The sequence below is a fragment of the Bradyrhizobium pachyrhizi genome (assembly GCF_001189245.1).
Lineage (GTDB): Bacteria > Pseudomonadota > Alphaproteobacteria > Rhizobiales > Xanthobacteraceae > Bradyrhizobium > Bradyrhizobium pachyrhizi.
Genome location: NZ_LFIQ01000039.1, coordinates 265,570 through 276,077 on the forward strand (window position 1 = coordinate 265,570; position 10,508 = coordinate 276,077).

Below are 10,508 nucleotides of genomic sequence, written 5' to 3' on the forward strand. Positions count from 1 at the left end.
CTCGCTCTGGGTGATGGGCGGCAAGTCGGCCGAGGAATACAAGGGCGTGGCCAAGTTCCTGACCTTCCTCTCGGACACCGACCGCCAGGTCTGGATCCACAAGGCCTCGGGCTATCTGCCGATCACCAAGGCCGCCTATGCCAAGGCCAAGGAAGAAGGCTTCTACAAGGACCAGCCCTATCTCGAGACCCCGCTGCTCGAGCTCACCAACAAGGAGCCGACCGCGAATTCCCGCGGCCTGCGCCTCGGCAACATGGTGCAGCTGCGCGACATGTGGTCGGAGGAGATCGAGCAGGCGCTGGCCGGCAAGAAGACCGCCAAGCAGGCGCTGGACGCCGCCGTCGAGCGGGGCAACCAGATGCTGCGGCAGTTTGAAAAGACCGCCGTCCGCTGACATGATGCCTTCGGGCTTGATCCAAAAAGGTGCGAAGCGGTTTTCCGAAAAGATCATGCCCAGACGACAAGCTAAGGCGCGATGACGATCCAACCTCATCTCATCGCGCTTTAGGGCCATCAACCGGCAGGCCGCATCCGCGGCCCGCCCTTCTTCCGAACCCATGCAAAAGCAAGCGATTTTCCAATCAAAGCTGTTGCCTTACGCGCTGGTTGCCCCGCAACTCGCGATCGTCCTGATCTTTTTCTACTGGCCGGCCGTGCAGGCGGTGATCCAATCCTTCCTGCTGCAGGACGCTTTCGGTCTCTCCACCAGCTTCGTCTGGTTCGAGAACTATCTCGATCTGTTCAAGGAGCCGGCCTATTTCGCGGCGATCGTCCGGACCTTCGTGTTCTCGTTCGCGATCGCGGTCTCCTCGCTGTCCTTCGCGCTGCTGCTCGCGGTCATGGCTGACAAGCCGCTGCGCGGCTCGACGCTGTATCGCACGCTGCTGATCTGGCCCTATGCGGTGGCCCCGCCGGTGGTCGGCGTGCTCTGGGTGTTCATGCTGCACCCCTCGCTCGGCGTGCTGTCGCGCTATCTGCGCGCCATGGGCATCGACTGGAATCCGCTGCTCGACGGCGACCAGGCGGCGGCCCTGATCATCCTCGCCGCGGCCTGGAAGCAGATCTCCTACAATTTCCTGTTCTTCCTCGCCGGGCTGCAGAGCATCCCGAAGAGCGTGATCGAGGCCGCCGCGATCGACGGCGCCCGTCCGATGCGGCGGTTCTGGACCGTGATCTTCCCGCTGTTATCGCCGACCATCTTCTTCCTCTTGGTCATCAACATCGTCTACGCCTTCTTCGACACCTTCGGCATCATCGACACCATGACCCGCGGCGGTCCCGGCAAGGCGACCGAGACGCTGGTCTACAAGGTCTATACGGACGGCCTGCTCGGCGGCAATCTCGGCTCGTCGGCGGCGCAGTCGGTCATCCTGATGGTCATCGTCGTCATGCTGACGGCGATCCAGTTCCGGTTCGTCGAGCGCAAGGTGACCTACTGATGGTCGAGGAGGAGGGCTTTCAGCGCTATCTGGCTCACGTCATCCTGTGGATCGGGATCGCGATCGTGGCCTTCCCGGTCTATCTCGCGCTGGTCGCCTCGACCCAGGACAATGCCGTCATCGCCAACGGCCAGATGTCGCTGCTGCCCGGCGGCCATTTCCTCCAGACCTACTACCAGACGCTGTTTGTCGGCACGAGCGGCTCGACCCGCGAGCCGGTGCTCCACATGATGCTGAACTCGCTGATCATGGCGCTCTTGATCGCGGTCGGCAAAATCGCGATCTCGATCATCTCGGCCTACGCGATCGTGTATTTCCGGTTTCCGTTCCGGATGGCGATCTTCTGGATCATCTTCATCACCTTGATGCTGCCGGTCGAGGTACGCATCTATCCGACCTACAAGATCGTCGCCGATCTGCATCTGCTGGACAGCTATGCCGGCCTGTCGCTGCCGCTGATTGCGTCAGCCACCGCGACGCTGCTGTTCCGCCAGTTCTTCATGACCGTGCCGGATGAATTGCTGGAGGCTTCGCGCATCGACGGCGCAGGCCCGTTCCGCTTCTTCTGGGATACGCTGCTGCCGCTGTCGCGCACCAACATGGCGGCGCTGTTCGTGATCCTCTTCATCCTCGGCTGGAATCAGTACCTCTGGCCGCTGTTGATCACGACGCGCGACGACATGCAGACCATCCAGGTCGGCATCCGCAAGATGATCACGACGACCGATGCGCTGACCGAATGGCCGATCGTGATGGCGACGGCGTTGCTCGCGATGCTGCCGCCGGTGTTCGTCGTCGTCGTGATGCAGAAACTGTTCGTGCGCGGATTGGTGGAGACGGAAAAGTAATGGCTAACGTCACGCTGCGCAGCGTCCGCAAGACCTATCCAGGCGGCTTCGAGGCCATCAAGGGTGTCGATGTCGACGTCGGCGACGGCCAGTTCTGCGTGCTGGTCGGCCCTTCCGGCTGCGGCAAGTCCACGCTGCTGCGCATGGTCGCGGGGCTCGAGACCATCACCGGCGGTGAGATCGACATCGGCGGCCGCGTCGTCAACCAGGTCGAGCCCGCCGATCGCGACATCGCGATGGTGTTCCAGAACTACGCGCTCTATCCGCATATGAGCGTCTACAACAACATGGCCTACGGCCTGCGCAACCGCGGCATGGCCGAGGCCGAGATCAAGACCCGCGTCGAGGAAGCCGCGCGTGTCCTTGAGCTGTCGCCGATGCTGGAGCGCAAGCCGCGCCAGCTTTCCGGCGGCCAGCGCCAGCGCGTCGCGATGGGCCGCGCCATCGTGCGCCAGCCGAAAGTGTTCCTGTTCGACGAGCCGCTGTCGAACCTCGACGCCAAGCTGCGCATCGCGATGCGGGTCGAGATCCGCAAGCTGCAGCGCCGGCTCAACACCACATCGATCTACGTCACCCACGACCAGCTCGAGGCGATGACGCTCGCCGACATCCTCGTCGTCATGAACGGCGGGCAGGTCGAGCAGATCGGTAATCCCCTGGAGATCTACCAGAAGCCGGCAACCACCTTCGTCGCCTCCTTCATCGGCGCCCCGCCGATGAACCTGATGCCGCTGCGCGCGGACGAGCTGAAGTCCCAGATCACGGGCGCCGACGGCGCCGGCATTGTCGGGATCCGGCCGGAGGATTTCGTGATCTCGAGCGAGACCGGATCCGGCGGCGTCGCGCTTGGCCTCACGGTCGAGGCGATCGAGCATGTCGGCGCCGAGACCTTCGTCTATGGCAGCCGCCAGCGCGAGGAGCAGGGCGTTGCCGCCAATCCGGGCGAGCTGCCGCCGGGCGAGGTGATCGTCCGGGTTCCCGGCGTCTCGGGTCCAGCCATCGGCGAGCGGATCCGGGCCGTCGCCCCCCGTGACAAGCTGCATCTTTATACCGCCGACGGCCGCAAGCGCGTCGGGGAGTAACCGATCGGGAAGAATTTACCCCCATGTTGCGGGCGTTTAGGCTGGTTTCGGGGCTGCTTGAACGCTATCCAGATCGCCCCCATATCCCTCACTGACCGGAGGCCGGACGGCCCGCCGGTTGCATGGGGCGCCGCAAGGGCCCCTCAAAGTCGCTTCGAGAGGACTTTGTAATGTCTCGTGTTCCATCGTTGTCCAGTCCGTTCCTTTTGGGATTCGACGAGATCGAGCGTGCGCTCGACCGCGTCGTGAAGGGCGCCGACGGCTATCCTCCGTACAACATCGAGCGGTGCGACCGTACCAACGGGCAGCCTGAACGGCTGCGCATCACGCTGGCGGTGGCGGGCTTCACCCGCGACCAACTCGATGTAACTATTGAGGAAAATCAGCTCGTCATCCGCGGCCGCCAGCAGGACGACAAGGCTCGGCAATACATCCATCGCGGCATCGCCGCGCGCCACTTCCAGCGCACCTTCGTGCTGGCGGAGGGGATGCAGGTGCTGGGCGCGGATCTGAAGAACGGGTTGTTGTCGATTGATCTGGCCAGGCCGGAACCTGAACGGGTCATTAAGACAATCGCTATCAATGAGCACGAATAATAGAAACAACGAGCGGACTCGACCGCTTATCTGACTGAGGAGTCGAGACCATGAGTGAACTGAGTACCACCACCATCGAATCCGAGAGCGTCACGCCGGAAGCGCTGGCCCATCTGGGCGAAGGTCATATCGCCTATGTGAAGCAGGTCCGCTCCGAGGACGTGCCGGATCTCTTTCCGCAGGCGCCGAAGATCGCGCCGGGCCTCAAACTGTTCGCACTGCACGCCGCCGACGGCACGCCGATCATGCTGACCGACAGCCGCGAAGCCGCCGTCGCGAACGCATGGAGCAACGAGCTGCAGGCCGTCAGCGTCCACTGACGCAGGGTTGAATTAGCATCCGCGAATTCAATGCGCGGGCAGGCCTCGACACCGAGGCGGCCCGCGCATTTTTTATGGCGATTGCGTCGATGTGGCGAGCATCGGGCCCATGCTGAGCTGCACCTCGCCGGGGACGTTGTAGTCGCGCATCAGCATGCGGTTGTTGCGCAGCCCGCAGGCCTCCCGCTGCACCACGAACATCCAGAGCGCATGGCCTGCCTCCCGCACCAGGAGGCGCCGTGCCTGTCGTGTTGACGTCGATGCTTCATCGCGCGGATGGGCGGCATCGAACTCGCGCAGCTTGGCGAGCTCCTGTTCCAGCGCGCGACCCATGCGGCCGAGCGCACTCGCCCTCTCCTCGGAGAGCTCGTAAGCGAGAACGTCGACGGGAACGCTATCAAGGCGAAAATCGCGGGACATCAGTCATCCCTGGTTCGCACACGCAATGTTGCGCGCGTCCGTCTTCCGGCGTCATCGGCTGGTTGTCAATAAGTGCTCGTGTCTTCGACCGCCAAGCGAAAGCTCGCTCAACTTGAGCAATTCATTGCGCAGCCTTGGGCAGCGGACCATGGCCGCGGCTCGATTTCGCTCTGTGCATTTCCGTGCTGTGATAAGTTCCCGCGAGAAGCACTGCGACAGGGGAATTTCCAGCAAGAATTATTCGCCGCCAAATCGATTGAAGGAGATGCGACCATGCAGAAGAGCTCGCTGATCAATCTCGTTGCTTCAGTGTCGATTTCCGTCCTCGCGACCGGCGTCGCGATTTCCGCGCAGGACAAATACAGCCTGCAAGTGCCCAATGGTCTCGCGTTCTCCGAGTTCAGGGGATACGAGGACTGGCCCGTGATCGCGATCAGCGAGAACGAAGGCGTCATCGCCGCGATCCTGGGCAATCCGGCGATGATCGGCGCCTTCCGGGAAGGCATACCCGGCAATGGCAAGCCGTTCCCGGACGGCGCCAAGATGGCGAAGATCCATTGGATCCCGAAGAAGCAGGAGGCGTATCCCGGTCAGCCGACGGTGCCGGGCGCGCAGCACGACGTCGACTTCATGGTCAAGGACAGCAAGAGGTTCGCGGACAGCGGCGGATGGGGATACGGCGCGTTCGAGTATGACGCGGCGTCGGATGTATTCAGGCCCGCCACCAGGGCGGACAATCCGCCCCAGGAAAATGACGCGAAGTGCGGCTATGCGTGCCACACGGTGGTACAGAATCGCGACTACGTCTTCACCGAGTACGGCAAGAGGTAGACACCGGATCGCACGGCTAAAGCGCGATGAGATCAGGTTGAATCGTCACCGCGCCTTAGCTCTTTGTTTGAGCATGATCTTTTCGGAAAACCGCTTCGCACTTTCCGGATCATGCTTTAGCGTTGCACCAGCCGCGCGCGGATGTCCGGCTTCAGCACCTTGCCGACCTTGGAACGCGGGAGATCGTCCCAGACCTCGATCTGCTTCGGCGTCTTGATGCTGCCGATCTGCTGCTTGACGAAGGCGGCCAGCGCGGACGCATCGACGGTGTGGCCGGCGCGCGGCTGCACCACGGCGACGATCCGCTCGCCCCATTTGTCGTCGGGCAATCCGATGACGGCGCAATCCTGCACCGCCTCATGGGCACGCAACGCGTTCTCGACCTCGATCGAGTACACGTTGAAGCCGCCGGTGATGATCATGTCCTTGGCGCGATCGACGATGTACAGGTAGCCGTCGCCGTCGATGTAGCCGATATCGCCGGTGTGGTGCCAGCCATGCGCCGAAGCCTCGCGCGTGGCCTCGGGGTTCTTGTAGTAGCCTTCCATGACAAGCGATCCGCGCACGACGATCTCGCCGCGCGATCCTGCCGGCAAAAGCTTGCCGTCGCCATCCATGATGCCGGCCTGCACCAGCGGGCCTATCCGCCCAGCCGACGAGAGTCGCTCCATCGCGATGGTGCCGTCCGGATTGTAGTGATCGGCGGGCGGCATCATCGAGATCATCATCGGCGCCTCGGTCTGGCCGAACAGCTGCGCCATCGGCCCGATCCGCTTCAGGGCTTCGGCGAGCCGCGTCGCCGAGATCGGTGCCGCGCCGTACCAGAAACATTGCAGCGAGCTGCGATCGGCCGCGTCGAGCCCGGGATGATCGAGCAGCATGTAGATCACGGTCGGCGGCAGGAAGGTGTGGGTGACGCGGTAGCGCTCGATCAGCACCAGGAACTCGCCGATGTCAGGGTGGTGCATGATCACGACGCGGCCGCCCAGCGTCATGATGGGGAAACAGAGCACGCCGGCGGCATGCGTCAGCGGCGCCAGCGCGAGATAAATCGGACGGCCCTTGAACGGATAGCCCATCAGGGTCAGCGCGGTCATCGCCTCGATGTTGCGTCCCGACAGCATCACGCCCTTCGGCTTGCCGGTGGTGCCGCCGGTGCCCGGGATCATCGCGAGATCGTCGATCGTGGCGCGCTGATAGACATCGTCGGCGAGCCCGCCGAGCCAGCGGTCGAATGACGGCGCGAACGGCAGCTCGGCGTCGAGACAGACCAGCGCGCGCAGCTTGGGCAGGTCCTGCCGGACCGCCTCGACCATCGGCGCGAAGGTCGAATGAAACAGCAGCAGGCTGCAATCGAACTGATCGAGGATAAACTTGTTCTCGGCGGCCTCGTTGCGCGGATTGATCGGACACCACACGGCAGCCGCGCGCGAGATGCCGAACACGCAGGCGAAAGCGAGCGGATCGTTGCCGGACAGGATCGCGACCTTCTCGCCGGGAGCGATGCCCGACCGGTCGAGCCCGCGCGCGATCCGGTAGCTCAACCGCTGCACCTCGCCGTAGCTGAGGTCGTGCCCGTCCATGGTGAGGCATGGCGCGTCAGCGCCGAGCGAGGCACCCTTGTCGAGATAATCGATGAAGCGCATGGCAGGTCTCGCGCAAGAGGCGGGTGACGCGCTAGTGCGTCACCCGCGAAGGTGCGTTTTCGAGCAAAACGAAAACGCTTCAGGGAACGGAGTGTTGAGCCCCGATCCGATCGGGGCTCAAGCTCAATCATGCACGGTCAGGACCGGCTTGCCGACGAGCCCAAAACTGCGCAATTGCCCGAGCAGCTCGCGATGGCCGAACGCCTGACAGCCGGAGGCGAAGCCTACGCGCTTGGGCGGCTGCTGCAGCAGGTGCGCGGCAGAATAGGCCTGCAGCATGCCGGTCTGCTTGTAGTTGCTGTTGCCGTAGATGACGCAGTGCGCGCGCCCCAGCGGGCCGGAGGCATACACCGAATCCAGCGACTTGTTGACGCGCGGGTTCTCGCGCGGCGGCATGGTGTTCATCACGCCGGCAGCGGTCTGCGCCAACGCGGCGTAGCGCTCGTCGGGCTTCATGTCCTTGGTCGCCTCCAGCGCCGCAGCGACGATCTGCGGTACGCCCAGCATCAGCGCGCGATTGAACACGCCGCCCAGCACCTTGACGTTGGCCACGCGCGGATCCTGCTTGAACCACACCGGGTGCGAGGTGCCGCCCCACGGCAGCGCCAGCGCCAGCTCGTGCTGGCCGGGGATGGCGAGGTTGTAGAGGCCGGCATCGGGCTGATGCTCGACGTACTTGTTCTGCTCCAGGTAGTAGGCCTTGGCCATCGCGGCGTTGACCAGGATGGTCTGCGTCGAGGCGATGGTCGGGCTGCCGCCCCAGAACACGGCGATGTCGAGCGTGTCGAGGCCGGGCGTTTCCAGGCACAGCTGCGCGGCGATCTCGCCGGTGGTGTACATCTGCGCGATGCCCGGCGCCAGCAGCAGGCCGGCATTGGCGAACCTCGTGCCAAACTCATGTTCGAGCGTGATCAGCCAGTCCTGCTCGCCGGTCGTATCCGTATAGTGGCACTTGGCAGCCAGGCAGGCCTGTACCACCTCGCCGCCGAACTTGGCGAAGGGGCCCACGGTGTTGAGCACCACGGAGGCGCCCTTGAACAATTCGGTCAGCGCGGCCACGGTGTGCGGCACCGACACGACTTCGTAGTCGGCGGTCTCGATGCCGGCCACGTTCGACTTCATCGCGGCGTTGAGCTTCTCGGCGCTGCGGCCGGCGGCGATGAAGGGGATGTTGTACTCGCGCAGATATTCGCAGACCAGCCGGCCGGTATAGCCGGAAGCGCCATAGACGATGACGGGCTTCTTCTCGCTCATTGCGATCCTCCGAAATGCTTGTTGTCGGCTTTGTTGCTACATGCCCATGCCGCCATCGACCGGCAGGCCGATGCCGGTGATGAAGCGCGCATCGTTCGAGCACAGGAACACGGCGGCGTCGGCGATGTCGGAGACCTCCGCGAGCTTGCCGAGCGGCGTCTGCTCCACCACCGAACCGACGGCGGCGTTGACGTCGGGCGCGAGACCGATCTTCACGATGTCATTGGCAAGCTGCAGGCCCATGTCGGTCGGGATCAGGCCGGGATAGATGCAGTTGACGCGCACGCCATAGCCGAGCTTGCCGGCTTCCATCGCGCCGACGCGCGTCATACGGTCGACTGCGGACTTGGTGCCGGAATAGACCGCGATGCTCGGGAAGGCGATCGTCGCCGCGACCGAAGCGATGTTGACGACCGCGCCGCCCTTGCCCGCGGCGCCGCCCGGCCGCATCGCGCGGAAGGCGTGCTTCATGCCGAGCACGGTGCCGACGATGTTGACGTCGCACATGCGGCGCGCGTCCTCGGCCTTGATGTCGGCGACCAGCGAGGTGATCTCGATGCCGGCATTGTTGATCAGGATGTCGAAGCCGCCGAGGGTTTCGACCGTCGCGGCGGCGGCGCGCTCCCATTGCGCATCGTCGGTGACGTCGAGCCTGGCGAAGCCGGTCTTCACCCCCGACTTGGCGATCTCGGCCGCACTGGCCTTGCCGGCGTCATCCAGAATGTCACCGATCATGACCGCGGCGCCGGACCGCGCCAATGCCTGCGCGATCGCCGCGCCAATGCCCCGGGCGCCGCCGGTGACCAGGGCTTTCCTGCCTTCAAGGCTCTTCCCACTCATGACGTAGTCCTCCCTTTGCTTGCCGATTGATGGTGGTGCTGACAGAGGCAGCGCGGGCCGGGGCCTGCGCATTTGGAGCGCAATGGTGATCGCGGCCGACGTCGGCAGGGCGCGGCGTTGGCGCGCCCCGGCGGTGCATTTCCTCCTGGTTCGTCGATTGGTCAGCCGTCTTGACGGTTGTCCAAATTATTTCGCCAACCCTCGTCCAGGAACTTGACACTTGTCAAGGTTGAATTTGACAAGTGTCAAAGAGGATGGTTGTGAAGAGATGGAGCGCGCCGCGGTCGTCGCGGTATAGTTGCTAGAGGGAAGAAGCAGAGGAAAGGCACGGAATGGCGCGGCAAGCGACAGGAGCGGCCCAACGCGTGGCTGTAGCGGCCGAGGCGCTGCGCGACGAGAAGTTCAACGCGCGGCGCGTCGAGCTCGCGGAGGCCGCGCTGGAGACGCTTGGCGAGCTCGGCTTCGCGCGGACCAGCCTGCGCGAGATCGCGCAAAACTCCGCATTCACGCACGGCGTGTTTCACTACTACTTCAGCGACAAGCTCGACCTGATCTGCTGTTGCGTCCGCCACTACAAGGCGAAATGCGTGACGCGCTATGACGAGGTGGTGACGACAGCACGCAGCCGCGACGAATTGACCGAAGGCTTCCTCGCCAAGCTCGCGGCAACGCTCGAGAACGAAGCGCGCATGCATCGGCTCTGGTACGATCTGCGCTCGCAGGCGATGTTCGAGCCGGCGTTCCGCAAGGACGTGCTCGAGATCGACAAGAGCCTGGAAGCGATGATCTGGCGCATCGCCACGCGCTACGCCGAGCTCGGCAACAAGCGGCCGGCATCGTCTCCGGCCGCGCTGTACGCGCTGTTCGACGGCCTGTTCCAGAGCGCGCTGCTCCGGCATCTCGCCAATGACGAAAAGGCTATCCCCGATCTGCTCGACGAAGTCCGCCGTCTGCTGCCGACGATCTGCTGAGGGAATTGCGAAGTACGCAGCTTCGTAGCCCCGATGAAGCTTCGTAGCCCGGATGGAGCGCAGCGAAATCCGGGATTCTCGCCAGTTGCAAGATTTCCCCGGATTGCGCTTCGCTCCATCCGGGCTACGGAGATTGAAACGATCGACATTGACGTGCGCCACCGCGTGGCGCGCAGTCTATGTCTTGATAACAAGTTGGGCGAACGAATTCGCGAATGCGAACGTTTACGCCGCGCTCGCCGGCGGCAGCGCGAGCACCGA

At 63.9% G+C, this 10,508-nt stretch carries 12 protein-coding genes and 1 pseudogene; 9 read left to right on the plus strand and 4 right to left on the minus strand.

From position 1 onward, the window contains the following. The 6 genes and pseudogenes from AKL29_RS44455 to AKL29_RS06025 all read left to right on the plus strand — a co-directional run. Window positions 1–394: pseudogene (locus AKL29_RS44455) on the plus strand (sn-glycerol-3-phosphate ABC transporter substrate-binding protein UgpB); the annotation flags it as partial. Window positions 395–557: 163 nt separating this feature from the next. Next, a complete protein-coding gene (gene ugpA / locus AKL29_RS06005) occupies window positions 558–1,439 on the plus strand; it encodes a sn-glycerol-3-phosphate ABC transporter permease UgpA (RefSeq protein ID WP_050383458.1) in 882 nt (293 codons plus the stop codon). Continuing rightward, window positions 1,439–2,287 (plus strand): sn-glycerol-3-phosphate ABC transporter permease UgpE, encoded by an 849-nt coding sequence (gene ugpE / locus AKL29_RS06010; protein ID WP_028337531.1) that lies wholly within the window; start codon window positions 1,439–1,441, stop codon window positions 2,285–2,287. The genes ugpA and ugpE overlap by 1 nt, the downstream gene beginning before the upstream one ends. After that, entirely contained in the window at window positions 2,287–3,369 is a 1,083-nt protein-coding gene (locus tag AKL29_RS06015; RefSeq protein WP_050383459.1) for a sn-glycerol-3-phosphate import ATP-binding protein UgpC, read from the plus strand. Before ugpE ends, AKL29_RS06015 begins: the two co-directional genes overlap by 1 nt. Window positions 3,370–3,539: 170 nt before the next feature. After that, window positions 3,540–3,965: an Hsp20 family protein gene (locus AKL29_RS06020; protein ID WP_021082592.1), complete on the plus strand. Its 426-nt coding sequence runs from the start codon at window positions 3,540–3,542 to the stop codon at window positions 3,963–3,965. A gap of 50 nt (window positions 3,966–4,015) precedes the next feature. Then, entirely contained in the window at window positions 4,016–4,285 is a 270-nt protein-coding gene (locus AKL29_RS06025; protein ID WP_016843536.1) for a BQ00720 family protein, read from the plus strand. Window positions 4,286–4,357: 72 nt separating this feature from the next. Here the strand turns inward: AKL29_RS06025 and AKL29_RS06030 are convergent, their stop codons facing one another. Next, window positions 4,358–4,705 (minus strand): DUF6665 family protein, encoded by a 348-nt coding sequence (locus AKL29_RS06030; protein ID WP_050383460.1) that lies wholly within the window; start codon window positions 4,703–4,705, stop codon window positions 4,358–4,360. 273 nt (window positions 4,706–4,978) lie between these two features. On the opposite strand from AKL29_RS06030, the gene AKL29_RS06035 reads away from it, so the two are divergent. Beyond that, complete coding sequence (locus AKL29_RS06035; RefSeq protein WP_050383461.1) at window positions 4,979–5,536, plus strand: cytochrome P460 family protein; 558 nt, start codon at window positions 4,979–4,981, stop codon at window positions 5,534–5,536. Window positions 5,537–5,652: 116 nt separating this feature from the next. Here the strand turns inward: AKL29_RS06035 and AKL29_RS06040 are convergent, their stop codons facing one another. From AKL29_RS06040 to AKL29_RS06050, 3 genes are all read right to left on the minus strand, one after another. Next, window positions 5,653–7,182, minus strand: coding sequence for an AMP-binding protein (locus AKL29_RS06040; protein ID WP_050383462.1), 1,530 nt, complete (start codon window positions 7,180–7,182; stop codon window positions 5,653–5,655). Between the two features lie 123 nt (window positions 7,183–7,305). After that, window positions 7,306–8,436, minus strand: coding sequence for a DUF5938 domain-containing protein (locus AKL29_RS06045; protein ID WP_050383463.1), 1,131 nt, complete (start codon window positions 8,434–8,436; stop codon window positions 7,306–7,308). Window positions 8,437–8,472: 36 nt separating this feature from the next. Further along, the gene (locus AKL29_RS06050) at window positions 8,473–9,276 is read right to left on the minus strand and encodes an SDR family NAD(P)-dependent oxidoreductase (RefSeq protein ID WP_050383464.1); all 804 of its coding nucleotides are present in this window, start codon (window positions 9,274–9,276) and stop codon (window positions 8,473–8,475) included. 365 nt (window positions 9,277–9,641) lie between these two features. On the opposite strand from AKL29_RS06050, the gene AKL29_RS06055 reads away from it, so the two are divergent. Further along, entirely contained in the window at window positions 9,642–10,247 is a 606-nt protein-coding gene (locus AKL29_RS06055; RefSeq protein ID WP_026192040.1) for a TetR/AcrR family transcriptional regulator, read from the plus strand. Window positions 10,248–10,280: 33 nt separating this feature from the next. Then, on the plus strand, window positions 10,281–10,508 hold a 228-nt coding region (locus AKL29_RS43950), incomplete at its 3' end, for a hypothetical protein (RefSeq protein ID WP_210168317.1).

What these genes read in the sequence shown, in the direction of transcription:
- AKL29_RS06015 (WP_050383459.1), top strand. Translation starts at nt 2,287, where the DNA reads ATGGCTAACGTCACGCTGCGCAGCGTCCGCAAGACCTATCCAGGCGGC.
- AKL29_RS06025 (WP_016843536.1), top strand. Translation starts at nt 4,016, where the DNA reads ATGAGTGAACTGAGTACCACCACCATCGAATCCGAGAGCGTCACGCCG.
- AKL29_RS06045 (WP_050383463.1), bottom strand. Translation starts at nt 8,436, where the DNA reads ATGAGCGAGAAGAAGCCCGTCATCGTCTATGGCGCTTCCGGCTATACC.
- ugpA (WP_050383458.1), top strand. Translation starts at nt 558, where the DNA reads ATGCAAAAGCAAGCGATTTTCCAATCAAAGCTGTTGCCTTACGCGCTG.
- AKL29_RS06035 (WP_050383461.1), top strand. Translation starts at nt 4,979, where the DNA reads ATGCAGAAGAGCTCGCTGATCAATCTCGTTGCTTCAGTGTCGATTTCC.
- AKL29_RS06040 (WP_050383462.1), bottom strand. Translation starts at nt 7,182, where the DNA reads ATGCGCTTCATCGATTATCTCGACAAGGGTGCCTCGCTCGGCGCTGAC.
- ugpE (WP_028337531.1), top strand. Translation starts at nt 1,439, where the DNA reads ATGGTCGAGGAGGAGGGCTTTCAGCGCTATCTGGCTCACGTCATCCTG.
- AKL29_RS06050 (WP_050383464.1), bottom strand. Translation starts at nt 9,276, where the DNA reads ATGAGTGGGAAGAGCCTTGAAGGCAGGAAAGCCCTGGTCACCGGCGGC.
- AKL29_RS06030 (WP_050383460.1), bottom strand. Translation starts at nt 4,705, where the DNA reads ATGTCCCGCGATTTTCGCCTTGATAGCGTTCCCGTCGACGTTCTCGCT.
- AKL29_RS06020 (WP_021082592.1), top strand. Translation starts at nt 3,540, where the DNA reads ATGTCTCGTGTTCCATCGTTGTCCAGTCCGTTCCTTTTGGGATTCGAC.